Raw genomic sequence first — 25,513 nt, 5'->3', positions numbered from 1 at the left:
CGCCCGCCACTGACCGCCGACCGTCGTTCGATGCCCGCCCGCCGGGAAGCAACGGAGACCCATGTCCGCGCCCGCCGCCCCCGAAGCCACCGCCGCGACCCTGCTGCGCCGCCCCCAGATCTGGGTGGTCCCCACCGTTCTGACGGGACTCCTCGCCCTCCTGCTGTCCCTGCTCTACATGGGCGGCATCGTCAATCCCAACGGGCACCTGCGCGACCTGCCGATCGCCCTCGTCGACGACGACACCGGAAAACAGGACCTCGGCGGCCAGATCACCGCCGCCATCGCCTCCGACACCGCGGGCGGCAAGGCGGACTGGCGCGTGATGACCCGCGCCCAGGCCCAGGACCAGCTCGACTCGGGGAAGGTCTACGGCGCACTGGTGGTCCCGGCCGGCTTCTCGGAAGCCGTCGCCGCGCTGACCACGTCCGGGGCCACGCACCGGCCGACCATGATCGTGCTCACCAACCCCGGCAAGGGCAGCCTCGGTTCCTCCCTGGCGAGCCAGATCAGCACCAAGGCGGCCCACAGCGCGTCGCAGTCGGTCGGCCGCCGGCTCACGCAGGCCGCCGGAGCCCAGGCGAGCCCGACGACGAAGGTGCTGCTCGCCGACCCCGTCGACGTCGTCACCCAGGTCGGGCACCCCGTCGGCACCAACAGCGGTCTCGGCCTTTCGGCCTTCTACTACACGCTGCTGCTGGTCCTCGCCGGGTTCATGGGCGGCAACGTCATCAGCAACGGCGTCGACACCGCCCTCGGCTACGCCGACAACGAGATCGGCCCGTGGCACACCCGGCGCCCAACCGTACCCATCAACCGCACGCAGACGCTGCTGCTCAAGATGGTGATGACCGCCGGCATCACGCTGGTCAGCTCCGCACTCGTGATGCTGGCCTGCATCACGATCCTGGGCATGGACGCCTCGCACCTGCCGCTGCTGTGGATCTACTCCTACTGCGCGGCCCTCGCGGTCGGTCTGGGGGTCCAGGCCATCAACGCCGCCTTCGGCGGGATCGGCCAACTGGTGTCCATGTTCGTGTTCATCGTGCTCGGCCTGCCGTCGTCGGGCGCCACCGTCCCCCTCAACGCGGTCCCCGCGTTCTACCGGTTCCTGTCCTACTTCGAACCGATGCGCCAGCTCAGCGACGGAGTGCGCGCCATCCTCTACTTCGACGCCCGCGGCGACGCCGGCCTCAGCCGCTCGTGGCTCATGATCGCGATCGGCGTCGTCCTGGCACTGCTGTTCGGCTTCGCCATGACCAGGTACTACGACCGCAAGGGCCTCAAGCGCCTCACGCCCCAGCCGGCTTGAGCGGGACCCCGGCGGCTCCCCACGACGATCCGCCGGACCCCGATTCCGTACCGGGGACCGGCGCACCGCGCCCGCCCGGTCACCGCGCCCGCGGCTCCGCCGGTGCGCCCTCCAGCAGTTCCCGTACCAGCTCGCCGACCTGCTCCGTCTCCAGCAGGAATCCGTCGTGCCCGTACGGGGAGCGGACGACCCGGACCTCGTCCGCCGACGCGATCCCCGCCGCCAGTTCCTCCTGCTGCGCGAGCGGGTAGAGGCGGTCGGAGTCCACCCCGGCCACCACCGTCCGCGCCCGTACCCGGCCGAGGGCCGCGCGCGTACCGCCGCGGCCCCGTCCGACGTCGTGGGTGTTCATGGCCTCGACCAAGGCCACGTAGCTGGCCGCGTCGAACCGCCGGACGAGCTTGTCGGCCTGGTGGTCGAGGTACGACTCGACGCGGTACCGGCCGCCGAGCCGGGGCTGCTCCCCGTCCTGGGCCTCGTGGCCGAAGCGGCTCTGCAGTTCCCCGGCCGACCGGTAGGTGATGTGTGCGATGCGGCGGGCGATGCCCAGACCCGTGTGCGGCCCCCGACCGGGTCCGGCGCCGTGGTAGTCGCCTCCCCGCCACCGGGGGTCGGCGCGGATCGCGTGCAGTTGCGTGCCGGCCCAGGCGATCTGCTCCGCGCTCGCCGCCGCCGGGCAGGCGATCAGCAACAGCGCGGCCACGCGCCGGGGTTCCCCGACCGCCCACTCCAGCGCCCGCATGCCGCCCATGGAGCCGCCGATCACCAGGGCCCAGCGCCCGATGCCGAGCGCGTCGGCGAGGCCGGCCTCGGCACGTACCTGGTCGCGCTGGGACAGGCGCGGGAAGGCGCTGCCCCAGGCGCCCCCGCGGGGGCCTGGAGAGGCGGGTCCCGTGCTTCCCTGGCAGCCGCCCAGCACGTTCGGCGCCACCACGAACCACCGGTCGGTGTCCAGTGCGCGGCCCGGGCCGACCAGCGCGTCCCACCAGCCGGCCGTCGGGTGGCCGGGGCCCGCGGCGCCGGCGACGTGGCTGTCCCCGGTCAGCGCGTGCAGGACCAGGACGGCGTTCGAACGGTCGGGCGCGAGCCGCCCCCAGGTCTCGAACGCCAGCCGCACCCCCGGGAGCACGCCGCCCGCCTCCAGCGCCAGCGGCCGCGTGCGCCGGAACCACTGACGGCGTCCGGGCGGGTCCCCCTCCCGCCACGCACCGGTGGCGGGAGGGGGGACCGCGATGGCCGGGGCCGCCCCGGCCGGGTTCAGGACGCTTCCTTCGCGGCGCGGAAGCCCGCCTCCAGATCGGCCTTCAGATCGGCCGTGTTCTCGATGCCGACCGACAGGCGCACGAGCCCCGCGGTGGTGCCGGTGGCGGCGAGCTGCGCCTCGTCGAGCTGGCTGTGGGTGGTGGACGCGGGGTGGATCACGAGGCTGCGTACGTCTCCGATGTTCGCGAGGTGGCTGAACAGTTCCAGTCCGTCCACGAACCGCCGGCCCGCCTCGACGCCTCCGCGCAGCTCGAACGAGAGGACGGCCCCGGCCCCGCGCGGCAGGTAGCGGCGCGCCGCCTCGTACCAGCGGTTGGACGGGAGGCCGGGGTAGTGCACCGCCGAGACCTCGTCACGCTGTTCGAGCCACTGCGCCAGGGCCAGCGCGTTCGACGAGTGCCGCTCCAGGCGCAGGCTCAGCGTCTCCACGCCCTGCAGGAGCAGGAACGCCGAGTGCGGTGCGATGGCGGGGCCGAGGTCGCGCAGCAGCTGCACGCGCAGCTTGACCGCGTACGCGCCCGCGCCGAGGGCGGGCCAGTAGCGCAGGCCGTGGTAGCTGGGGTCGGGCTCGGTGAAGTCGGGGAAGCGCTCGGGGTGCGCACCGAAGTCGAAGGTGCCGGCGTCGACGACCACGCCGCCGAGTGTGGTCCCGTGCCCGCCGAGGAACTTGGTGGCGGAGTGGACGACGACGTCCGCCCCGTGCTCGATGGGGCGCAACAGGTACGGCGTGGGAACGGTGTTGTCGACGATGAGCGGCAGCCCCGCCGTGTGCGCGACCTCGGCCACGCCGCGGACGTCGAGGACGTTGCCGCGGGGATTGCCGAGGGTCTCCGCGAACAGGGCCTTGGTGTTCGGGCGTACGGCGGCCCGCCAGGCGTCGAGGTCGTCGGGGTCCTCGACGAAGGACACCTCGATGCCGAACTTCGGCAGGGTGTGGCGGAACAGGTTGTACGTGCCGCCGTAGAGGGAGGCGCTGGAGACGATGTGGTCGCCTGCCGAGGCCAGGTTCAGGAGCGCGAGGGTCTCCGCGGCCTGTCCGGAGGCGACGGCGACGGCGGCGACACCGCCTTCGAGGGCGGCGACGCGCTGCTCGAAGGCGTCCTGGGTGGGGTTGTGGATGCGGGTGTAGATGTTCCCCGGTTCGGCGAGGGAGAAGAGGTCGGAGGCGTGCCGGGTGTCGCGGAAGACGAACGAGGTGGTCTGGTAGATCGGGACGGCGCGGGCACCGGTGGCCGGGTCGGGGGCGGTGCCGGCGTGCAGCTGCTTGGTCTCGAAGGACCAGGCCGGGGTCTCGGATCCGGCGGGCTCGCTCTCGGGGGTGTGGCCCGCGGTGACGGCGTCGATGGGCTGGCTCATGGGGTCTCCTCGGCGGTGGGTGGGTGCGGACGGCGGGGGCGGACGGGCACGGGAAGCCGGAAGGGATGCGCGGCGTCCGGTGCGGGGGTGCGGGTGCGGGCGGCCGGCGCGGCGGTGCGTGGGGAGTTCACCTCGGGGCGCAGTCCGCCACGTGACGTGCGGCCCGTCCGTCGGCCGCGACAGGCTCGGCGGGCGGGTACCCGGGATCACGTACGACGGCACCACGTACGACCGCACCACGTACGACGGGTGCGCGAGGTGCCAGGTGCAGGGTGGGAAGCGCGGGACGGTGCCGCGCGGCGCCGCGTCAGCCGGTGACGGGACAGCCCGTGGTCGTGACACGCACGTAGTCGACGTGGCGACGGGTCACGAGTACGGTCATGGGCCCAGACAACCACAGACGGGGCGGGGTGCACCAGGGCTCTCGCCCGAACCGGTGAGACGCGCCACCGCGCCCGCACCGGGCGGGAGTTCACCGGTGGGCCGGCGCTGCCGGTCGGCCCGGTCACCGAGACGAATCAGCGGATCAACAGCCGGGCGCACGGAGGTTGTCGGCCCGACAGAGCATGGTCGAAACACGCAGCAGATCCACGTGACGACGCGATACGAGTACGGGGGCCATGGCCGCATCCTGTCGGCGCGCTCGTCCCGCATGCGAGAGCCGTCCGAATATTGGACGAAACCGTCCCGCATCGAGGACGCACAGTCAGCGCCGCACGTCCCGCCGGTTCACGGAGGGATGCCGGCGGCCGTGAGTGAGTCACAGTCAGTTGCTTTTAGTTCTCCGGCACTTCTTTTCCCGCATGTTGCCAATTCCTGTGGCATCTGTGTCGGCAGGTATCGGGATCTTGTCCATCCCGTGAAGAGGTGGGCGGCGAATCCGACATGAGCGGCCGAACCGCCATTTGCGCCCCGTGACATGTCCACAGCCTCCTGCGAGTCTCCGTGCTCATCAAGGCATTCCTCCTTGCAGAGGTGGACGGCGATCCCGTCCAACTCCCCACGACTCGCTGGAGAAACCGCATGTTCTCGCTCACCCCCACCGCCGGCAGGGCCCGCCGCCTCGCCCTCGTGTCCGGCGCCGCCGTCCTCACCGGCAGCCTCCTCGCGGCCGGCGCGTCCGCCGCGTCGGCGGGTGCCGTCCCGGCGCCCGGCGAAGCCAACTCCCCGGCGGCCACCGCCGTATCGCTCGGCCTCGACGGCCAGGAGAAGCTGGTCGTCAAGGACGTCGTCAAGGACGCCGACGGCACGGTCCACACCCGCTACGAGCGCACCTACGCCGGTCTTCCCGTCCTCGGCGGCGACCTCGTCGTCCACCGTGGCGCCGACGGCGCCGTCACATCGGTCACCAAGGCCACCGAGGCCGACATCAAGGTCTCCTCGGTCACCCCGAAGCTGCCCCCGACCGCCGCCCATTCCGCCGCGGTCCAGGCCGCCGAGGCCGCGAACGCCACGGGTGCCGCCACCGGCGAGGCCCCGCGCAAGGTCATCTGGGCCGCCCAGGGCAAGCCCGTCCTCGCCTACGAGACCTTCGTCACCGGCACCCAGCGCGACGGGGTGACCCCGAGCCGGCTGCGCGTCGTCACCGACGCCAACACCGGCCAGAAGCTGTACGAGGCCCAGCTGATCACCGACATAGCCGACGGCGTCACGGCGAAGAGCGGTTCCGCGGCCGCCGCGCCGAGCGGTGCCGCGGCCGCCGCGGCGGGCACCGGCGCCAGCCAGTACAGCGGCACCGTCGGCCTCAACACCACCAAGACGTCGTCGGGTTACTCCCTCGTCGACAGCGTGCGCGGCGGCTCCAGCACCGTGGACCTCAAGCACAAGACGAGCGGCAAGGGCACCGTCTTCACCGACGCGGACAACAAGTGGGGCACCGGCCTGCCCGCCAACAACCAGACCGCCGCCGTGGACGCCGCCTACGGCGCGGCCCAGACCTGGGACTTCTACAAGAACGTCCTGCACCGCAACGGCATCAAGAACGACGGACGGGCTCCGGTCTCCCGGGTCCACTACGGCAACGCCTACCAGAACGCCTTCTGGGACGACCAGTCCTTCACCATCACCTACGGCGACGGCGCGAGCAACCAGCACGCACTGACCCAGCTCGACGTGGCCGGCCACGAGTTCAGCCACGGCGTCACCTCCGCGACCGCGAACCTGCAGTACTCCGGTGAGTCCGGCGGCCTGAACGAGGCCACCTCGGACATCTTCGGCACCGCGGTGGAGTGGAACGCGAACAACGCCCAGGACAAGGGTGACTACCTGCTCGGCGAGAAGATCGACATCTTCGGCAACGGCAAGCCCCTGCGCTACCAGGACAAGCCGAGCAAGGACGGGCGCGGCTCGGCCGACTACTGGAGCGCCGGCGTCGGCAACCTCGACGTGCACTACTCCTCAGGCGTCGCCAACCACTTCTTCTACCTGCTGTCCGAGGGCAGCGGCGCGAAGGACGTCAACGGCGTGCACTACGACAGCCCGACCGCGGACGGCTCCACGGTCACCGGCATCGGCCGCGACAAGGCGGTTCAGATCTGGTACAAGGCGCTCACCGCGTACTTCACCTCCACCACCGACTACCACGGTGCCCGCGAGGGCACTCTGAAGGCGGCCGCCGACCTCTACGGCGCGAACAGCGCCGAAGTCAACGCGGTGAACGCCGCCTGGGCCGGCGTGAACGTCAAGCCCTGACCGCCTGACCGCTGAACCACGCAGCGCCGCGCCGGTGTGCAACCGGTGCGGCGCCGCCGCGTCAGCGGGTGAGGAAGCGGGTGGCGCCCACGTAGACGCGGCCGGTGGAACCGATGGGCTCCTCCCTGACCGGGTCCCCGGTGCGAGGCGAGTTGATCATCATGGGTTCGCCGTTCCTCGTCCCCGTGTAGATCCCGACGTGGGTGACCCCGGTGCCGGTGGCGGGCCGGAAGGCGACGATGTCGCCGGGCCTGAGGTCCTCGGTACCGGTGATCCGCACCCCCGCGGCCGAGCCCGCGGGAACCTGCCCGCCGCCCGCGTCGAACTGCGGCTGGGCGTCCCGGGGGATCGTCACGCCGAGGGCGGAGTAGACCTGGCCGGTGAGACCGGAGCAGTCGTAGCCGAATCCTGAGGTGCCCGACCACAGGTACGGCAGACCCAGGAAGGCGCGCGCGGCGGCGACCACGTCGGCACCGCTCGGTGCGGCCGGCACCCTCGCCAGATCACCGGCGCGGAAGTACAGCCGGCCGCCGCCGGGGGAGTGGGCGGTGACGACTCCGGGCAGCGGACCTGCCTGCACCGGGAAGGAGGTGTTGTACGAGTACTCGCCCGCCTGCCCGGAGTCACGGCCGGCCGCCGCGGCCCGGGCGGTGGCGTAGCCCCGGGCCGTGGGGCGGGCCACGCGTTCCTCGTGCGTACCGCCGGGCGCGCGCCGGTGCTCCGAGGTCAGTTGCCGGTCGGGGATCCAGCCGGGGTAGGCGCCCCGCCCCGCCTGGTCCCTGGGAGTGGGCTGGTCGTGCACCCATACGTGGTCCCAGAGCAGGCCGCCGTGCCATTCGCTGCGGTCGACGGTCACGCGGCCGCCGTGGAGGGCCTGGGTCTCCCCGGCGACGTCGCGCCGCTCGTCCAGGGACATGGTGGTCAGCCAGCTTCGGATGTCGGCGGGATTGGTGGTGGCGGGGGCGTCCACGGGCCGGACCTGTTCGGGGCTCACCCAGACCTGAGCGACCGTCACGTCGACGTAGCAGGTCGGGGCGGCGTGGCAGGGGCGGGCTGCGGGCGAACGGGGGTGGGCCGCTGCGGCCGGGGCCGCGGGGAGCGCGGCGGCCGGAGCGGCGAGGGCGAGGAGCATTGCGGCGGTTGCCGTCAGGACGGTCTTCACGGAGTACATGCGTCGATCCTGTCCAGGGCCGTGCGGCTGCGAACCCCCGAGACCCGGACGGCCCCCGCGGGGTCGTGGGGATGGCCGGGCACCGTCCGCTCCGTACGGTCTCGCCCGGCCGGGCAGTTGCGGCAGTCGCCCCGGAGCCGGCCGTTCTCGTCCTATGGTGATCCGCGTGAATGCTACGGGCGGGGAACTGATCGGGGGTCGCTACCGGCTCCTGGAGCTGATAGGCCAAGGCGGCATGGGCCGGGTCTGGCGCGGGCGCGACGAGACGCTGGGCCGGGAGGTCGCGGTCAAGGAGGTCCTCCTCCCGCAGGGCGTCTCCGACGCCGATCGCGACCACCTCGTACAGCGGGTGCTCCGTGAGGCCCGGGCCAGCGCCCGCCTCAACCACCCGGGGATCATCACCGTGCACGACGTGGTCGAGCACGGGGGAGCGCCCGTGATCGTGATGGAGTACGTCATCGGGGTCTCCCTCGGCACCGTTCTCACGCGGAACGGACCGCTTCCGGTGCCTCAGGCCGCAGGGATGGCCCTCGCGATGCTCAAGGCGCTGCGCAGGGCCCACGAGGCCGGGATCGTCCACCGGGACCTCAAGCCCGACAACGTCCTGCTGATGGACGACCGGGTGATCATCACCGACTTCGGCATCGCGCACATGGCGGACGCCACCACTGCGTTGACCCGGACCGGCACGGTGATGGGCACTCCCGCCTACATGGCTCCCGAGCAACTGCTCGGACGGCCGCCGTCCCCGGCCAACGACCTGTGGGCCCTCGGAGCCACGCTCTACGCGGCCGTGGAGGGCGAAGCGCCGTTCAGCGGCGAGACGTTCAGCGCGCTGTGCATCGCGGTGGCGACCCAGGACCCGCGCCCGGCCCTGCGGGCCGGAGCACTGGGGCCGCTGCTGGCCGCTCTCCTGACCAAGGATCCGGATCGGCGGGCCACGGCGGAGACCGCCCTGGCCGAGCTGGAGCGGCTGGCACACGAAAGCCGGCCCGGCGCCGCGTACGGCCCGGCGGACGCCCCGGGTCCGCCGCCGGCAGCCACCCCGACGACGACGGCCCCGGCGCCCCCGGCGCCCGCCTTCGTACCGGCTTCGGCTCCGGCTCCGGCCCCGGTCCCGGCCTCGGCTCCGGCATTCGGCCCGCCCGTGACCGGGACGTGGCCGGCCGGAGCACCGCAGGCCGCCGTCTCCCCGGTACCGGCGACCGCCGCCGCGGCGGTCGCTCCCGGCCCGTCTTCCTCGAGCCCGTCTTCCTCGAGCCCGTCGCCGAGCCCGTCGTCGCCGATCCCGTCCCCTGCCCGGCTGATCCGCTTCGGCGGCTGCTTCGCCCTGCTGCTGCTGATCGGAACCCTGCTCCCGTGGAACTTCATGCAGCACTACCTCCGGGCCTTCAACATCCCGACCCTGGTCGTCCTGATCCTGTTCGCACTCGGCCACGCCCTGCCCCGCCCCCGCTGGCGCCCCGAACGGGTCCTGCCCGTACTCGTCGTCGCCGACGCCGTCCTGTGGTTCTTCCTCCAGCGGCTCCTCGCCGCGGGGCTGCATCTGACGGACCTGGGAACCTCCTGGCACCCCGGGCTGATCGCCACCAACATGCTGATCTTCGCCACCGGTGCCTGGCTCCTGTGGTGGAAGGTGCCGGGCAGCCGACCGGAGTGACGCGGCGGGGCGGTGACTCCGTGCGCGCCGCCGCCGTCAGCGCCACCGGACGATCCCCGCGGTGACCGCCGCGCACCGGAGTTGACAGGCGAAGGCCGCGCACCGGGGGCAGCCGCCCCGCGCGGCCTTATGGTCCACGCGAAGCCCGTCGAACGGCGAAGGCTTCGCCGGTACCCGTCCTCACGCCAGGAGCCTCCGCATGCCCGCACCCACCGGTCTGATCGACGTCCACCACCACGCCATTCCGCCCTTCTACGCCGAGGCCCTCGGCGACCGGAAGGCCATCCCCGGCGTGGACTACCCGACGTGGACCCCCGAGCAGAGCCTGGAGGTCATGGACGCCCACGGCATCGCCGCCTCCGTCCTGTCCATCACCGCCCCCGGTGTCACCTTCCTCGACGGCCCGGACGCCCCGAAGCTGGCCCGCCGCGTCAACGAGTACTTCGCCGAGCTGGTCCGCCAGTACCCCACGCGCTTCGGCGCCTTCGCGATCCTGCCCCTCCCCGACGTGGCCGCGGCGCGCGAGGAGCTCCGCTACGCCCTCGACGAGCTCGGCCTGGACGGCGCCGGCGTCCTGACCTCGTACGGACACCGCTACCTCGGCGACCCCGAGTTCGAGCCCCTCTTCGCGGAGATCGCCGAGCGCGGTGCGGCGGTCCACGTCCACCCGGCCGCCCCGCCCAGCCGCGACCTGGCCACCTTCGACCTGCCGGTCTCCCTCTACGAGTTCACCTTCGAGACCACCCGCACCGCGGCCAGCCTGCTCTTCAACGGCGTCCTCGACCGTCTGCCCGACCTGCGGATGATCCTTTCGCACGCCGGCGGCACCCTCCCGTTCCTGGCCCGCCGCCTGACCTACGGCACCACCATCGGCGCCTACCTCAAGGACCGCGCCCCGGAGGACGTCATCGCCACCCTCGGCCGTCTCCACTTCGACATCGCGATGTCCGCCAACGACTTCGCGCTCCCGGCCCTGACCCGCCTCACGGGCACGGACCACATCCTCTACGGCAGCGACTACCCCTTCATGCCGGCCGCCCACACCACCGAGAACACCAACGGTTTCGCCGAGTTCGCCGGCTGGACCGACGCCCAGCGCGCCGAGATCGGCCGGACCAACGCCCTGCGCCTCCTGCCCGCCCTGGCCGCCCGCCTCACCCCCTGAAACCCGCCCCGTGCCGGTCACGCCGGCCCTGCCGGTCATGCCGCTGTCGCGGGCCGGGCCGGCCGGCGTGCGAACCGGTCCGCGACAGCGGCGGCAGGCTGTGATCAGCCCTGCTCGCGGATGCCCCACGGGGAGCCGTACGCGGTCAGCAGGTCCAGGAACGGTCGCGGCGGAAGGGCCTCCGGGCCGAGTACGCCCGACTCCGCCCAGACCCCGCCGGCCATGAGCTCGAGCGCCACGACCGGGTTGACCGCGGTCTGCCACACCACGGCCTGGGACCCGTACTCGCGCATCGACCACTGGTTGTCCACCACGTGGTACAGGTACACCTCGCGGGGGCTGCCGTCCTTGGTGCCCTTCACCCAGGTCCCCGCGCAGGTCTTGCCCGACATCCGATCGCCCAGGGTGGCCGGGTCGGGCAGGCACGCCGCGACCACGTCGCGCGGGGAGACCCGTACGGGGGCGCCGTCCGCGCCGCGCACCGTGACCGGTCCGGTCGAGTCCAGGCCCAGCGCGTGCAGGGTCTTCAGCTTGCCGATGAAGTCCTCGCCCAGCCCGTACTTGAAGGTGACCCTCCGGGCGTCCACCCAGCGCGGGACGAGCAGCACCTCCTCGTGCTCGACGTTGACGCACTCGACCGGGCCGATGCCCTCGGGGAAGTCGAACACCTCCGGCTCGCTGAAGGGCTCGGTGGTGAACCATCCGCGGTCCCGCTCGTAGACCACCGGCGGGTTCAGGCACTCCTCGATCGTCGTCCAGATGTTGAAGGACGGCGCGAATTCGTGCCCCTCGACGGTCAGGTTCGCCCCGTCACGGATGCCGATCTCCTCGATCCCGTCGAAGAGTTCGTCGGCGGCGTACCGGGCGAAGACGTCGGACAGGCCGGGCTCCACGCCCATGCCGACCAGGGCCAGCCGCCCCGACTTCTCCCACGCCCCGGCCCGTGCGAACTGCTCGTCGCCGAGCTTGACACCGCACTCCGCGTAGGGCCGGCCGGGGTGCGGCCGGGACAGGGACATCGCCATGTCCACGTAGTGGCTGTCCGCCGCGAGCGCCGCCTCGAACAGCGGCATCACGAACCGGGGATCCGTGGCGTTCAGCAGTACGTCGCACCGCTCCTCGGTCAGGAGCGCGGTCACCGCCGCCTGGTCCGAGGCGTCGACGCGGCGCGCGTGGAACCGGCCGCCGGCCCCGCCGAGCGCGGCCACGGCCGCCTCGGCACGGGCCAGGTCGTAGTCGGCGACCACGAAACGGTCGAAGAAGTCCCGGCGGGCCGCGATCCGGGTGATCGCGGTACCCACGCCGCCGGCGCCCACAAGCAGAACACGCATGACGAAACCCTCTCTCGGTGAGGTCCGCGGAGATCCGCGCCCCATGGGAGGGATGAAAGCCGGGCGTGCAAGATAAGGTCAATGGTGTTGGCGTAAGGAGGAAGGCACCCGATGGCGAAGCCCGTGGTCCCCGAGGAAGCCCGCAGGCGAAGGCGCCCCACCCGGCAGGGCGTCGTCCTGTCCGAGCGGCTGATCGTCGAAACCGCCCTGCGCATGCTGCGCGAACACGGCAGCTCCGGCCTGTCCGCCCGCCGGCTCGGCGCCGCCCTCGGAGCGGATCCCAGCACCCTCTACCGGTACTTCGACGGCATGGACGGCCTCACCCTCGCCATCGGCGAGGAGCTCATCGGCCGGGCCCTCGACGGCTGGTCGATCACCGGTCAGTGGCGTCACGACCTGCGCGAACTCGGGCTGCGCATCCACGGCGCCTACCTCTCGCACCCGCAGGCGGCCGTGCTGACCGCCGGGCGCGTGACCGGCCGGCCCCGCGAGATCGCCGCCGACGAGGCCGTCCTCGGCATCCTGCGCACCGCGGGCTTCCCCGATCCGGAGGCGGTCCTGATCTACCACGCCTTCATCGACCAGAGCCTCGCCTTCGCGGCCCTCGACGCGGGCGCCCTCGCCCTGACCGAGCCCTCCCGGAGCTCCGACGAGGGGCAGTGGGAGTCCACCTACGCCCGGCTTCCCGCCGACGAGTACCCGCACATCGCCGCCACCAGGCGACTGCTCGCCGCCCGCATGAACCACAGCGCCTACCCGGTGGCCCTGGACATGCTGCTCGCGAGCGCGGAGGCCAGGCTGCAGGCGCTGCGGGCAGGCTGACCGGGGCGCACGCCGCCCCGGGACCCGCGCGGGCTCCTTATGCCAACACCATTGACCCATTCCCGCCCGCGCGGGTTTCCTCTTCGCAGTTCACGCCCTGTTCACACCGGGCCCGCCACGGCGCGGCCCGCACACCGCACTCAGTACAGCGAGGGACGATGGCCGAAGACACCCCGCCGGACACCACCACCCGAGCCGCCACGGCCACCGCCGCCGCGCCCGCGGTACGGGGCGGCACGACGGGCACAGCCGCCGCAGCCGGCACGGCCGGCACGGCGGCCCCGAGCGGGAACGGCACCCAGGCGGCACCCTCCGCCCCGGCCGGCGCCCTGAAACCGGACGCGATCGGCTTCCTCGACGCCCTCGCCATCGGCCTCAACGCCACCTCGCCCGCCTACTCGCTGGCCGCCGTCATCGGACCCCTCGTCGCCCTGGTCGGCGTACACGCCCCCGGAGTGATGCTCGCGTCCTTCGTCCCCATGCTCCTGATCGCCTCCGCCTTCCACTTCCTCAACCGGGCCGATCCCGACTGCGGCACGACCTTCTCCTGGGTCACCCGCGCGCTGGGCCCCACCACCGGATGGCTGGGCGGCTGGGCCATCGCGATGACCGGAGTGCTCGTCGTCGGCTCGCTCGCCGACGTCGCCGTCGGCTTCGGCCTGCTCGCCGTAGGGGCCGACGGCCTGGCCGGCAACGCCCTGGTCCGCGAGGTCCTCACCGTCCTGCTGATCCTCCTCATGTCCTGGCTCTGCGTACGCGGCACCGAGGCGTCGGCCCGCTTCCAGAACGTGCTCGTGCTGCTCCAGGTCCTCTGCCTCGTCGTGTTCGCGGCCGTCGCCGTGTACCGCGTGTACGCCGGCACCGGATCCCTCGACGCCGTCCGCCCGGCCGCCGGCTGGCTCGACCCCTTCGGGGCCGGCGGCCCGGCGCTCACGGGCGGCCTGCTGCTCGGCGTCTTCGCGTACTGGGGCTGGGAATCCGCCGTCAACCTGACCGAGGAGACCAAGGACCCCGCCAACGCCCCCGGCCGGGCCGGCATCTGGTCGACGGTGGTCCTGCTGGCAACGTACGTGGCCGTGGCCTTCGCGGTCGTCGCCTACGCCGGCACCGCCTACCTCGCCGGACAGGCGGACGCGGAGGAGGACGTCTTCGCCGCGCTCGCCCGTGAGGTGCTCGGCGGCTGGGACTGGATCCTGCTCCTGGCCGTCGCCACCTCCGCCCTCGCCTCGACGCAGACGACCATCATCCCGGCCTCCCGTACCGCACTGTCCATGGCCCGCCGCCGGGCACTGCCCGACGGGTTCGCCCACATCGACGCCCGCCGGGGCACACCGAGCACCAGCACCTGGTGGGTCACCGGCACCGCGACCGTCTGGTACGTCGTCATCCACCGGATCAGCGAGAACGCCCTCGCGGACTCCCTCACCGCCCTGTCGCTGCTCATCGCCTTCTACTACGCCCTCACCGGCATCGCCTGCGCCGTCTGGTACCGGCGACGGCTGATGCGGGGGCCGGGCCCCTTCCTGCTGCTCGGTGCGGGCCCCCTGCTCGGCTCGGCGCTGCTGATCTGGCTGCTGGTCGAGTCCGTCGCCGACATGGCCGATCCGGACAACGCCTCCAGCGCGACCGCCTGGTTCGGGTTGGGCGCCCCGCTGGTCATCGCGCTCTTCCTGGCCGGCGCCGGAGTGGTGCTGATGCTGCTGCGCCGCGCCGCGTCCGGAGCCTTCTGGCGCGAACGCCCCGGCGTGGCCCCCGAGGCGCCCTGGAGTCCCTAGAGGACCTGTCGGGCCCCGCCCCGCGGGGCGGGGCCCGACGGGCTCAGGGCTGTGCTCAGGGCGCGGCGGGCACGTCCACGGGCGAGGCCGGGGACGCGGACGCCTCCAGGGCCGGGACGGGGCGCGTTCGGCCCTCGGCGTCTATCGCGACGAAGGTGAGCCGGGCCGTGGCGACCTCGCTGGTCGGGCCCGAGGCGTTCCATCGCTCGGCCCGGACGCTCACGGCGACCGTCATCGAGGTGCGGCCCGCCCGTTCCAGCTCGGCGTCGGCACGGAGCAGGTCCCCGGCGCGTACCGGAGCGAGGAAGGACATGCGGTCCACGGCCACGGTCACCGCGGGGCCGTCGGCATGGCGGCCGGCCGCGGCGGCGGCCGCGTCGTCGATGAGCTTCATCACCACGCCGCCGTGGATGGTGCCGTAGAGGTTGGTGTCGTGCTCGCTCATGATGTGGGCGAGCGTCACCCGGGAGTCACCCGGCTGCTTGCGGCGGCGCCCTGCGGTGGTGGTCAGATCGGCCATGTCAACTCTCCTTCGCGAGTTGCGGCGGGAAGGCCCCGGGCGGTCTCGCCGGGACCCCGCACGACGGCTTCGGCGTGCGGGCAGCGGGCAGGTCTTCGGACTCGCGGGCACGTCTCGTCGTACGAGACCCCTACTGGCCGTCGCTTCCCGGACCGGTCCGGTCCAGTGCGTATGACGGCGGTCGTTCCCGCTCACCGCTGCGGGGCAGTCCCGGATTCCCACCGGGTTCCCTCTTGCGACGCATCCCGCCTGGCGGACGGGGCGCACCAGCTGCACCGGCCACCCTACTCGCGCCGGTGACCGGCCTGACCAGGGGCGTCTTCGTGCGGCGCAGGGGCCCACGGGCCATCGCGGGCCGATCGGCCGTTGCGGGAACAGCCGGTCCGGCTGGCACTGTTGCACCAGGAGGGGGGCCGGTGACGTACCGGCGGGCCCTGACGTACTTCCGCAGGAGGATTTTTCATGGCTGACCGGCCTTTGACGCTCATGGCAGTGCACGCCCACCCCGACGACGAGGCCACCGGAACCGGAGGGGTCCTCGCGCGGTACGCGGCGGAGGGCATCCGCACGGTTCTCGTGACATGTACCGACGGCCGCTGCGGTGACGGACCGGGGGGTACCAAGCCGGGTGATCCCGGGCACGATCCGGCGGCCGTCGCCTCGATGCGCCGACGGGAACTCGAGGCGAGCTGTGACGTCCTGAAGATCAGCGATCTGGAGATGCTGGACTATGCCGACTCCGGGATGATGGGCTGGCCGAGCAACGACGCCCCCGGATCCTTCTGGCAGACCCCCGTGGAGGAGGGCGCCGCCCGGCTCGCGGAGCTGATGCGCCACTACCGGCCCGATGTGGTCGTCACCTACGACGAGAACGGCTTCTACGGCCATCCCGACCACATCCAGGCGCACCGCATCACGATGGCGGCGCTGGAGATGACCGAGTCGGCATCGAAGGTGTACTGGACGACGATGCCCCGCTCCGGAATGCGGCGGTTCGGGGAGATCATGCGGGAGTTCCACGAGGACATGCCGGAGCCGGATCCCGCCGAGGCCGCCGCCCTGGCCGAGATCGGGCTTCCCGACGACGAGATCAGCACGTGGGTGGACACCACCGCCTTCGCCGGTCAGAAGTTCGACGCGTTGGCCGCGCACGCCAGTCAGGGCGAGAACATCTTCTTCCTCAAGATGGGCACGGAGAGGTTCGGCGAGCTGATGGGCACGGAGACCTTCGTCCGTGTCAAGGACTCCACCGGCGCGGCCGTTCCCGAGAACGATCTCTTCGCCGGCCTGCGCTGATCCGCCTGCCCGGCCGCCGGCCCCGGGGGCGGGGCCGGCGGATCGGGCGCCCGAGACGGACGGGGTGAGGTCCCTCGTCGCTCGGATGTCCGATGGTCCGACGCCCGTACGAGCGCCTGGCGGGCATCCGATTCGGGACCTTTCCGTGCGGCCGGTGACGTACATTCGGTTCTGCTGCGACGGACGCCGAGCGGTGTTCGCGCCGCCTGGCAGCATGCGCGGGGGACGACGGGGGTTGTCTGAGTGTCGGTGTCATGGGTCTGGGTGATCGACGGCACTCCCGGGGAGGCCGAGCTGGCGCAGGAGCTCCCTTCCCTGCCCCCGGGACCGGCCGAGCAGCGGCTGACGGACCTCCGCGGGCGGGCTGCGCAGGGCGACCCGGCGCACCTGAGACGGTATGCGCTGGCCCTGTCGTTGCGTGATCGCCCGGAGCTGGCGGCCCGGGTGTGGGAGGAACTGACGCGTCTGCAACCGTCATCGCTCCCGGTGTGGTTCAACCTTGCCTTCGCGCGCCTTCTGTGCGGCCGGCCGGACGGGGCGGCCGACGCGCTCCGGCGGGCCCGGGAGGCGTTCGCCCAGGACCCGTCGGCGACGGCCCGGGTCGATGCGAGGGCACGGGAACTCCAAGGAGCCCGCGACCGTGCCGCGCAGTCATCGCGGCTGCAGGTGCTCCGGACCGAGGCCCTTCGTGAACGCCTCGCCGCCGGCAACGGCGAGCCGGGCGACCGGCTGCGGCTGGCCAGGCTGCTGTGCTCCTCGATGCTCACCCCGGGCGGCAGCGTCACCGTGGGCGAGGTGCTCGCCGCGGCCCGGGCCGCGCACGCAGACGATCCTTCCGACGTCGCCGCGCTGGAGCTCCTCGTGGCCGTGCTCACGCAGGCCCGCCTGTTCGAGGAACAGGCGGACGCGCTGCGCAAGCTGGAAGACGTGGCCCCGCACTCCCAGGTGCTGACGAGGGTGCGGGAGGTGTCCCGCCGGGATCCGTCCTTCGAGGCGGAAGTCACGGCGCACGGGAGCCGCACCAGGGATCTGATCGGCCGGGCCGTCGAAGGCGACCCGGAGGCCGAGGCGGAGATCCGCGACCGGCTCCGGCAGTATCCGGACGCCACGGAATACCAGCTCGGGCTGATCATCGCGCTGGAGTCGCGCGGAGAGCGGGCGGAAGCCTTGCGCGCGGCCCGGGCCCTCGCCGCGGCCCGGGACGGTGACCACTACGTGCACTTCCACCTGACCCAGTTCTTCTGGCACCGGGGAGACTCCGGCGAGGCACGCCGGCACTGCATACGGGCCCTGCGGACCGCTCCGACCGTGCAGGACAGGGAAGAGGTCGGCGTGATGCTGCGGGCCATCGGAGCCGGAGCGCTGGTCACCGAGGTGAGCGGGGATGCGTGAGCGGGAACGGGCCGTGGCGGACCGGATCCTGGCGGCGCAGACGCCCCCGGCGGTGGAGGCCGCCCTGCTGGAGTCGTACGCCGAGGAGTCCTACGACATCGACGCGCTGATCGCCGAACTCGGCTCCCGCGGGCGGCGGTTGACGGAGAGCGGACGCCCCGCCGAGGCAGCCCTGGTGGCGGCCCTGGCCGGTGAGGTCGAGGAGTGCCGCGCCCTGCTGGAGCAGATGGCGGACGCACGCGCGCGGATCGAAGCCGGCCACACGCGCCGCACCTGGCCCACCGGCGTTCGCCCCCCGCACCACATGAAACGGACGGTCCTCGAGCAGGACCTCGCGGACCTGGTCGAGCGCGGAGACCTGGACCTGGCACTGGAGGCGGCGCACCGGGCCCGCGAGGTCCCGATCGTCGCCCCGGTCGAGCAGGTCGCCGTGATCGGCGCCAGGTCGGGCCTGGCGGGGCGGCTCCGCGCGGCCGGGCGGCACCGGGAGGCGCTCGGCCTCCTGGAGGACCTGGAGTTACCGCCGTCCGTCGTCGCCGGATCGGTACCCCTGCAGATCGTCGCCACGCGTTTCCACCTCCTGCGCGGTCTCCTCCACGAGGACGCCGGCGACCACCGTCTCGGCCGGAGGGACTACCGTACGGCCCTCGAGCACGCCGTGAGCGCAGGCGTCGGGCCGTGGAGGTTCCGGGCGTGGACGTGCCTCGCGGCCTCCTTCGGCAAGGCCGGCCGCCGCCGGCAGGCGGTCACCGAGTACCGCCGGATCGTGGAGTTCACGAGGACGCTGAGCGACCCGCAATGGTTCGTCGCGGCACTCAACAACCTGGGGACGGCACTGCGGGACGCCGGGGACCGGGACGCCGCTCGCTCCCACCACCTGCACGTCCTCGCCGTCTTCGAGGCGCTCGAGGCGAGGGGCGCCGGCCAGTCCGCCGCCTGGTTCCGGCTGGGTGATCTGGCCCGTGACGCGCAGGACGGCGACGGCGCGCTCTCGGCATACACCCGGGGCTTCTGGAGCGCCCTCGCCGCCGGCGCCACCCGGGACGGCGTCATCGACACCATGACCCGGCTGCACGATGTCCTGCCCGGAGACGACGAACTGCTGGAGACGGCGACCTTGTTCGCCATGACCCTCATCGAACGGGAGGGGGAGGACTGGCTGCTCACCTGGTCCCTGCGCCGTGGCCTCGGCGGACTGGCCCAGCGCCTGGGACACCACGAGTCGGCGGTGGCACTCCTGCGCGAACTCGCCGGTGACGCGGCCTCCAAGGGGACGCAGTGGCGGCTGGCCGCCACCGGGGAACTCGTCGACGGTCTCCTCCTGTGGCATGGACAGGAAGGCCGACCGGGGATCCTTCAGGAGGCCTTCGACGTCCTGTGGCGGGCGTGCGCGGGGATGGCCGCGGACCTCGACGAGGGTGCGGGCACGTCCGCCGAGCACCATGCGGTGGTGACGAACCACCGCCACATCCACCTGCGGCTGGCGGATCTGCTGCTCGACCACGGACGGGAACTGCGGCTGCCGGACTCCCGCACGCCCACCGAGCTGGCGTTCGACCTGCACGAGGAGATCCGGGCGGGGGCGTCCCTGCGGCAGCTGGCGCAGGCCCCCATGACACCTCCCGACGGTGTCCCCGAGGACTTGAAGCGCGCGGAAGAGGAACTGCTCGCCGCGCTCACCGGCCCGTCGCCGACCGTCGAACGGCAGCGCGCGGCGGCGGTCCGGCTCGCCGGCGTCCACGACCGCATGGCGGCGTACGCCCCCGACTACGTGCGGCTGCGCCGAGGCCGCCCGTTCCGCTTCGCGGACCTGCGACGCCATCTGCGCTCCCGGCCCGATGCCGGGCACATCGCCTTCGTGTCCTTCCACTGCGGCGCACGGGCGACCACCGTGTTCACGTACCTTCCTGACACCGACCGGCTGACCGCCGTACGCGTGCCGATGGGCGAACAGCGGCTGTCCGAGCTGGTCCGGCGGCTGCGGCGGACCTTCGACGGGTCACCCCACGACTTCCCTCCCCTGGCCCCCCTGCATCCGCGGCGCCCCGGGCGCCGGGACATCTCCTTCCTCGCCGAACTGACACCGCTGCTCGCCGTGTTCCTGCCCCTGACCGGCGGCCGCGACGTGCTCTACGTCTGCAACGACGGCCCGCTGCACGGGCTGCCGCTGTCCGCGGTCCCGACCCCCGAGGGGCCGCCGCTCGCCGCCCGGCACGCCGTCGTACAGGTGAGCGGCGCGAGCGCACTGCTGTACGCGGCCGCCCGACGCCGGGCACGGCCGGGGCAACCGACGGGCCGCACACCGGAGGTCTTCTGCGTCTCCGTAGCCGCCCGCGAGGACCCGGAACCCCAGCGGCTGGAGGACGACGCGGAGCTGCTCAGAGCCGCGGGATGGCCGGTCACCGCGCTGACGGGGGAGCAGGCGACCCGTCAGGCGGTCCTCGACCGGCTCGGCACGGCCGCCGTCGCGCACATCACCTGCCACGGCTACTTCGACACCCGTGAACCCCTCGACTCGGGACTGCTGCTGGCACAGAACGGCCGCCGGCCCGCCAAGATGCCCGAGGGGCGGTCCCTGATCGCCCGACTCGATCACATGCTGACCGCCCGGGACCTCGCCCGCAGCGCCCTGCCCACCCGCTTGCTGACCCTGCGCGCCTGTGCGTCGGGCCTGCGCGACGAGCACTCCGCCGGAGACGTCGAAGGGCTCGTCCAGGCCCTGCTGTACGCCGGTGCCGGCACCGTGATCGCGGCACTGTGGAACGTCGACGAGCACAGCTCGCGGCGGTTCCTCGTCGACTTCTACAGCGGCCTGCGGACCGATCCGGGCCAGCCTCTGTGGCGGGCCTTCTGGCACGCGCAGAAGAAGATGCTCGAGACCCCGGGCCGGCCGTGGGAAGCGCACCCCTACCACTGGGCGGCCCTCGCCCTCTTCAGCGACGGTTCCGACAACTGGAGGCACCCATGACCACGTCCGCCGCCCGCACGGTCGTCCACCTGTCCGACCGCTCCGTCCTGCTGTCCCTGCAGGAGATCGCGGAGGACATCGGCACGGACGACACCAGCCGTGCCCCCCTGGACACGGACGAGGCCGAGTCCCTGCTCGCGGCGCTGCTGCGGGCCGGCGGGCAGCCCCCCGTCGCCGTCTCCGGGCTCCCGGAGCAGCGGTTGCTGGACGTGGCCCGCGCGCTGCTCACCCGGATCGCCGAGGACCCCGCCACCGCGGAGCCTGCGCGTGCCGTGCTCGCGGACCCGCCCGCGGACGAGCAGATGTCCGTGGAGAGCGCGGTCACGGCGGCCGTCGTACTGGGAACGATGGTCGCCTGGCTCCAGACCAAGGTGGACATCCGGATCAGGCGGAAGGAGGGCAAGTCGGAGTTCGAGTTCCGGCTGTCCAAGCCCTCCTCGTCCACCCCGCTCCTGCGCGAGCTGTCCGAGCTCGTCGCCCGCCTGCTCGGCGGCGGTCCCCCCGGACCACCGCCGCTCGCCTAGGCTTCCGTCGCGCCGGCCGGCGTACCGGCCGCTGCGGCTGCGGCTGCGGCTGCGGTCAGGCGGGCGTGAAGACGTCCTCGTGCGCGTCGTCGAGGATGAGCCCGAGGTCGAAGCGGACGCGGACCGTCACACGCTGTCTCCGCTCCTGATAGGCGGTCCACTCCGGTTCCAACGAGGCGATCTGCTCTTCGAGTTGCCTCCTGCTCCCCGCAGGCATGTCCCGGCCGAACGATTCGAGCAGCGACGTGAGCCGTTCGTACTCGCGGGCCCCGTGGCTCTGGTGCTCGTGCTCGACCACGCGCTCGACGGTGCCCTCGATGCCCGCCGCCAGCAGCAGGGATCCGGCCACGCCCCCCGGCGAGGTCGGGGAGTCCTGCGTCATCGCGGCCCAGTCGGTGAGTCTGGTGTCCGCGGCCAGCTTCACCCGCTGGCCTTCCTTCAGCGTCATGGACTCTGCTCTTCGTCTCTCGGATCGGTACGGGCCTTCGCACGCGGCGTCCCGTGGGCGGTCCCATTATCCGCGTCGATCCCGCCCCCGAGGCCCGGCACGATCCGGAGGACACCCCCTAGGGCTCGATCAAGCCGACGCGGATGGCGTAGCGGGTGAGTTCGAGGCGGTCGCGCAGGCCGAGCTTCTGGAGCAGGTTCGCGCGGTGGCGCTCGACGGTCTTCGGGCTGATGACGAGCAGGTCGCCGATCTCCTTGGAGCTGTGGCCTTCGGCGACGAGTTTGAGGATTTCCTCCTCGCGTTCGGTGATGGGCCTCTCCGGGATGGGGCCGCCGTTGCGGGCCCGGTCCAGGTAGGTGCGGATGAGGGTGGTCTCCGCGCCGGGGTAGATGAACGGTTCGTCGCGCAGGGCGGCGCGGCAGGCCTCGACGAGGTCGCGGTCGGCGACGGACTTGAGGACGTAGCCGGAGGCTCCGGCGCGCAGCGCTTCGAAGAAGTACTGCTCGTTGTCGTACATGGTGAGCATGAGTATGCGCAGGCCTGGTCTTGTGCGGGCGAGTTCACGGGCGGCTTGCAGGCCGGTCTGGCGCGGCATGGCGACGTCCAGGACGGCGAGGTCGACGTCGAGGCCGCGGGCCCGGGTGACGGCCTCCGCTCCGTCGGCGGCTTCGGCGACGACGGTCAGGTCGGGCTCGGCGTCGAGGATCAGACGTACCCCGCGACGGACCAGGGTGTGGTCGTCGGCGAGGAGGATGCGGGCGGGTCCGGGGCCGGGCCGGGTCATCGGGTGGAGCTCGTGGTGTCGGTGGTGCCGGCGATGTCGGTGATGTCGAGTCGGACCTGGGTGCCGCCGTGCGGGCCGGCGCCGACGTGGAGTTCGGCGCCGATGAGCAGCGCGCGCTCGCGCATGCCGCGGATGCCGGCGCCCTCGGGTGCCTCCCCGAGGCCGTGTCCGTTGTCGCGGACCAGCAGGCCGACACCGCCGTGGGCCAGGGGGCGCAGGTGGACCTCGACGCGGGTGGCGCCCGAGTGGCGTGCGGCGTTGGTCAGGCCTTCCTGGGCCACGCGGTAGAGGACCAGTTCGGCGGCCGGGTCCAAGTGGGGGAGCCCGGGGGTGATGTGGGCGGTGACGCCCAGGCGCGGGGTGGTGAACTCGCCGGCCAGGGAGCGCAGCGCGCTGTGCAGGCCGAGTTCCTCCAGCACGCCGGGGCGCAGGCGGCGGGCGATGCGGCGGATCTCGTCCAGGCTGGCGCGGGTGGTCTCCTGGGCCTGGTGCAAGTCGGTGCGGACCGGTTCGGGGGCGCGGTCGGCGGCGTGCTTGAGCTGGAGGAGAACGGCGGTGAGGGTCTGGCCGATCTCGTCGTGGAGTTCCTGGGCGATGCGTTTGCGTTCGGCCTCCAGGGCCGTGAGCACCCGGCCGCTGCTGGTGGCCCGCTCGGCTTCGAGCCGGTCGAGCATGGCGTTGAAGGTACGGGTGAGTGCGGCGATCTCCCCGCCGCCGCTGACGGCCGGACGGCCGGCGGGCTTGAGCAGGTCGGCGGTGGCCATGGCCCGGTTCAGCCGGGCGAGCGGGGCCAGGCCGACCCTCAGGAGGACCGCGTTGACGACCAGCATCGCGGCCAGCCCGCCGAGCAGGACGAGCGCCTCCCCGAACAGGACCGGTGTGGAGACGGTGACCGGGCCCAGCAGCAAGGCCACCGCCACGGCCAGAACACCTGCGTTCAGGAGGAAGATCCGCCAGTACAACGACACGGCCACACGCCTTTCCAGCCGGTCCCCCAGCATCTTCCGCGGCCGCCCGGCCGCCCCGTCTCCAGATGCTGTGACCTGCAGCGGAACCTACTTCCCCGCCCCCATCCTCACGCCGGTGGAGGCTGCTGTCCATCCGTGCCGACACCCATATTTCGGACACGCGAAAAGTGGCACGATGGGCCCGCCGAGCGGCCCTGCTCCTGCCCGAGGGCGACTCTCCGCCGCCGCGGCTCCACGTACGAAAGCGAACACGAGGGGGACAGCTGTGCCTGCTCCACGGATGAGCACCACGCCACTGCCCGGCATCGGGGTCCAGTACGACCTCACCACCCGCGAACACCGCCACCTGTCCGTGGTCGCGCACCGCGACGGCACCCGGACGGTGAACCTCTACCGGGCCGATGACCCCGATGCCTGCGCGCGGTCGCTGCACCTGACGGGCGCGGAGACGGCCTCGCTGATCGACGCGCTGATGCCGGCCCACCACAGCCCCAACGTGCTGCACACCACCGACCTGGGCCTGGTGGCCGAGCGGATCGAGCTGTCCGGGCACTCGTACTGGAACGGCCGGGTGCTGGGCGAGACCCGGATGCGGACCGAGACCGGCGTGTCGATCGTGGCCGTACTGCGCCGCGCGGAAGCCCGCCCCTCGCCCGCGCCGGACTTCCGCCTCGCCGGCGGGGACACCCTCATCGTGATCGGCACCCGCGAGGGCGTCGACGCCGCCGCCTCCCTACTCGGACGGGAGTGAGACGCCCGTGCACTCCGCCGTCTTCCTGATCGAGTTCGGTGCGATCATCCTCGGCCTGGGCCTGCTGGGCAGACTCGCCGGCCGCTTCCACTTCTCCCCGATACCGCTCTACCTGCTGGCCGGCCTCGCCTTCGGCACCGGAGGACTGCTGCCCATGGGGGCGAGCGAGGAGTTCGTCGCGATCGGCGCCGAGATCGGCGTCATCCTGCTCCTGCTGATGCTGGGCCTGGAGTACACGGCCAGCGATCTGGTCTCCAACCTCAAGACCCAATACCCGGCCGGGCTCGTCGACTTCACCCTCAACGCCGTGCCCGGCGCCGTGGCCGCACTCCTGATGGGCTGGGGCCCCGTCGCCGCCGTGGTCCTGGCGGGGGTCACCTGGATCTCGTCCTCCGGTGTCATCGCCAAGGTCATGGGCGACCTCGGCCGCGTCGGCAACCGCGAGACCCCCGTCATCCTGTCGATCCTGGTCCTCGAGGACCTCGCCATGGCCGTCTACCTGCCCATCATCACCGCCCTGCTCGCCGGCGTGAGCCTCGCCGCCGGCAGCGCGACCCTGGCCATCGCCCTCGGTGTCGCCGGAGCCGTCCTGTTCGTCGCGGTCCGCTACGGGCGCCACATCTCCCGCTTCGTCTCCAGTGACGACCCCGAGAAGCTCCTCCTCGTCGTCCTCGGCCTGACGCTGCTCGTCGCCGGCATCGCCCAGCAGCTCCAAGTGTCCGCCGCGGTGGGTGCGTTCCTCGTCGGCATCGCGCTCTCGGGTGAGGTCGCCGAGGGCACGCACACGCTCCTCAGTCCGCTGCGCGACCTGTTCGCGGCCGTGTTCTTCGTCTTCTTCGGCCTGCACACCGATCCCGCCAGCATCCCGCCCGTCCTGCTGCCCGCGCTCGTCCTCGCCGTCGTCACCGCGGGGACGAAGATCGCCACCGGCTACTGGGCGGCGAAGCGGGCCGGGATCGGGGTCAAGGGGCGCTGGCGGGCGGGCGGCACGCTGGTGGCCCGCGGCGAGTTCTCCATCGTCATCGCAGGCCTCGCCGTCACCGCCGGCATCGAGCCCGCCTTGGGCCCGCTCGCCACGGCGTACGTGCTCATCCTCGTGGTGATCGGCCCGCTCACCGCCCGCTACACCGAACCCGTGGCCGCCTGGGCCGGGCGCCGCCGCACCCCGCCGCGTCCGGTGCTCACCGGGGTGCCTTCGCAGCCCGGATCTTCCGAGGACCTCAAGGACCCGGCCCAGGATCCGGCCGGCCGCGCGTGAGCGAGGACGCCTGGGCGGCGATCACCAGCCGGGCGACCGTGCCGCTGCTCGCCGCCGT

General features: G+C 72.8%; 20 protein-coding genes and 1 riboswitch. Of the genes, 12 read left to right on the top strand and 8 right to left on the bottom strand.

The genetic code is table 11. The features are described from left to right. The first annotated feature begins 61 nt into the window (after nucleotides 1-61). Nucleotides 62-1,312 (top strand): YhgE/Pip domain-containing protein, encoded by a 1,251-nt coding sequence (locus tag ACFY1T_RS31860; RefSeq protein ID WP_390791261.1) that lies wholly within the window; start codon nucleotides 62-64, stop codon nucleotides 1,310-1,312. Between the two features lie 79 nt (nucleotides 1,313-1,391). Here ACFY1T_RS31860 and ACFY1T_RS31855 read toward each other — a convergent pair whose 3' ends face one another. Next, nucleotides 1,392-2,546 (bottom strand): homoserine O-acetyltransferase, encoded by a 1,155-nt coding sequence (locus ACFY1T_RS31855; protein WP_390791305.1) that lies wholly within the window; start codon nucleotides 2,544-2,546, stop codon nucleotides 1,392-1,394. Nucleotides 2,547-2,569: 23 nt separating this feature from the next. Continuing rightward, entirely contained in the window at nucleotides 2,570-3,931 is a 1,362-nt protein-coding gene (locus ACFY1T_RS31850) for a bifunctional o-acetylhomoserine/o-acetylserine sulfhydrylase (protein ID WP_390791260.1), read from the bottom strand. A 1,023-nt stretch (nucleotides 3,932-4,954) separates the two neighbouring features. On the opposite strand from ACFY1T_RS31850, the gene ACFY1T_RS31845 reads away from it, so the two are divergent. Continuing rightward, entirely contained in the window at nucleotides 4,955-6,622 is a 1,668-nt protein-coding gene (locus ACFY1T_RS31845) for a M4 family metallopeptidase (RefSeq protein ID WP_390791259.1), read from the top strand. Between the two features lie 61 nt (nucleotides 6,623-6,683). On the opposite strand, the gene ACFY1T_RS31840 is transcribed toward ACFY1T_RS31845, so the two are convergent. Beyond that, nucleotides 6,684-7,793, bottom strand: a complete 1,110-nt coding sequence (locus ACFY1T_RS31840) for a C40 family peptidase (RefSeq protein ID WP_390791258.1) — start codon at nucleotides 7,791-7,793, stop codon at nucleotides 6,684-6,686. A 166-nt stretch (nucleotides 7,794-7,959) separates the two neighbouring features. Between ACFY1T_RS31840 and ACFY1T_RS31835 the strand changes: the two genes are divergently transcribed. Then, on the top strand, nucleotides 7,960-9,453 hold the full coding sequence (locus ACFY1T_RS31835; RefSeq protein ID WP_390791257.1) for a serine/threonine-protein kinase: 1,494 nt from the start codon (nucleotides 7,960-7,962) through the stop codon (nucleotides 9,451-9,453). A gap of 199 nt (nucleotides 9,454-9,652) precedes the next feature. Next, a complete protein-coding gene (locus tag ACFY1T_RS31830) occupies nucleotides 9,653-10,618 on the top strand; it encodes an amidohydrolase family protein (RefSeq protein ID WP_390791256.1) in 966 nt (321 codons plus the stop codon). A gap of 104 nt (nucleotides 10,619-10,722) precedes the next feature. Here ACFY1T_RS31830 and ACFY1T_RS31825 read toward each other — a convergent pair whose 3' ends face one another. After that, nucleotides 10,723-11,949, bottom strand: a complete 1,227-nt coding sequence (locus ACFY1T_RS31825) for a saccharopine dehydrogenase family protein (RefSeq protein ID WP_390791255.1) — start codon at nucleotides 11,947-11,949, stop codon at nucleotides 10,723-10,725. 111 nt (nucleotides 11,950-12,060) lie between these two features. Here ACFY1T_RS31825 and ACFY1T_RS31820 point away from each other — a divergent pair, with 111 nt between their 5' ends. Together ACFY1T_RS31820 and ACFY1T_RS31815 are read left to right on the top strand one after the other, a co-directional pair. Beyond that, nucleotides 12,061-12,771, top strand: coding sequence for a TetR/AcrR family transcriptional regulator (locus ACFY1T_RS31820; protein ID WP_390791254.1), 711 nt, complete (start codon nucleotides 12,061-12,063; stop codon nucleotides 12,769-12,771). A gap of 158 nt (nucleotides 12,772-12,929) precedes the next feature. Next, a complete protein-coding gene (locus tag ACFY1T_RS31815; RefSeq protein WP_390791253.1) occupies nucleotides 12,930-14,546 on the top strand; it encodes an APC family permease in 1,617 nt (538 codons plus the stop codon). A 55-nt stretch (nucleotides 14,547-14,601) separates the two neighbouring features. On the opposite strand, the gene ACFY1T_RS31810 is transcribed toward ACFY1T_RS31815, so the two are convergent. Next, a complete protein-coding gene (locus ACFY1T_RS31810) occupies nucleotides 14,602-15,066 on the bottom strand; it encodes an acyl-CoA thioesterase (RefSeq protein ID WP_390791252.1) in 465 nt (154 codons plus the stop codon). Between the two features lie 89 nt (nucleotides 15,067-15,155). Further along, nucleotides 15,156-15,301, bottom strand: a riboswitch (cobalamin riboswitch). 227 nt (nucleotides 15,302-15,528) lie between these two features. Here ACFY1T_RS31810 and ACFY1T_RS31805 point away from each other — a divergent pair. The 4 genes from ACFY1T_RS31805 to ACFY1T_RS31790 all read left to right on the top strand — a co-directional run bounded on the left by ACFY1T_RS31805 (nucleotide 15,529) and on the right by ACFY1T_RS31790 (nucleotide 21,246). Then, nucleotides 15,529-16,362 carry a PIG-L family deacetylase gene (locus tag ACFY1T_RS31805; protein WP_390791251.1) on the top strand — a complete coding sequence of 278 codons (834 nt, stop codon included), beginning with the start codon at nucleotides 15,529-15,531 and terminating at the stop codon, nucleotides 16,360-16,362. A gap of 264 nt (nucleotides 16,363-16,626) precedes the next feature. Beyond that, nucleotides 16,627-17,754 (top strand): tetratricopeptide repeat protein, encoded by a 1,128-nt coding sequence (locus ACFY1T_RS31800; protein WP_390791250.1) that lies wholly within the window; start codon nucleotides 16,627-16,629, stop codon nucleotides 17,752-17,754. After that, on the top strand, nucleotides 17,747-20,722 hold the full coding sequence (locus ACFY1T_RS31795; protein WP_390791249.1) for a CHAT domain-containing protein: 2,976 nt from the start codon (nucleotides 17,747-17,749) through the stop codon (nucleotides 20,720-20,722). Before ACFY1T_RS31800 ends, ACFY1T_RS31795 begins: the two co-directional genes overlap by 8 nt. Next, nucleotides 20,719-21,246 carry a hypothetical protein gene (locus ACFY1T_RS31790; RefSeq protein ID WP_390791248.1) on the top strand — a complete coding sequence of 176 codons (528 nt, stop codon included), beginning with the start codon at nucleotides 20,719-20,721 and terminating at the stop codon, nucleotides 21,244-21,246. The genes ACFY1T_RS31795 and ACFY1T_RS31790 overlap by 4 nt, the downstream gene beginning before the upstream one ends. A 55-nt stretch (nucleotides 21,247-21,301) precedes the next feature. On the opposite strand, the gene ACFY1T_RS31785 is transcribed toward ACFY1T_RS31790, so the two are convergent. The 3 genes from ACFY1T_RS31785 to ACFY1T_RS31775 form a co-directional block, all read right to left on the bottom strand. Further along, nucleotides 21,302-21,694 carry a hypothetical protein gene (locus tag ACFY1T_RS31785; protein WP_390791247.1) on the bottom strand — a complete coding sequence of 131 codons (393 nt, stop codon included), beginning with the start codon at nucleotides 21,692-21,694 and terminating at the stop codon, nucleotides 21,302-21,304. Nucleotides 21,695-21,812: 118 nt separating this feature from the next. Next, the gene (locus ACFY1T_RS31780) at nucleotides 21,813-22,478 is read right to left on the bottom strand and encodes a response regulator (protein ID WP_390791246.1); all 666 of its coding nucleotides are present in this window, start codon (nucleotides 22,476-22,478) and stop codon (nucleotides 21,813-21,815) included. After that, the gene (locus ACFY1T_RS31775; RefSeq protein WP_390791304.1) at nucleotides 22,475-23,446 is read right to left on the bottom strand and encodes a sensor histidine kinase; all 972 of its coding nucleotides are present in this window, start codon (nucleotides 23,444-23,446) and stop codon (nucleotides 22,475-22,477) included. Before ACFY1T_RS31775 ends, ACFY1T_RS31780 begins: the two co-directional genes overlap by 4 nt. Nucleotides 23,447-23,726: 280 nt before the next feature. On the opposite strand from ACFY1T_RS31775, the gene ACFY1T_RS31770 reads away from it, so the two are divergent. Both ACFY1T_RS31770 and ACFY1T_RS31765 read left to right on the top strand, forming a co-directional pair. Continuing rightward, nucleotides 23,727-24,197, top strand: a complete 471-nt coding sequence (locus ACFY1T_RS31770; protein ID WP_390791245.1) for a cation:proton antiporter regulatory subunit — start codon at nucleotides 23,727-23,729, stop codon at nucleotides 24,195-24,197. Nucleotides 24,198-24,204: 7 nt separating this feature from the next. Beyond that, nucleotides 24,205-25,455: a cation:proton antiporter gene (locus tag ACFY1T_RS31765; protein WP_390791244.1), complete on the top strand. Its 1,251-nt coding sequence runs from the start codon at nucleotides 24,205-24,207 to the stop codon at nucleotides 25,453-25,455. Nucleotides 25,456-25,513: the final 58 nt, after the last annotated feature.

The sequence above is a fragment of the Streptomyces sp. NPDC001194 genome, assembly GCF_042896985.1.
Classification (GTDB): Bacteria; Actinomycetota; Actinomycetes; order Streptomycetales; family Streptomycetaceae; genus Streptomyces.
Note: the sequence above shows the minus strand (reverse complement) of the source record. Positions and strands in the feature narration are given on the sequence as shown.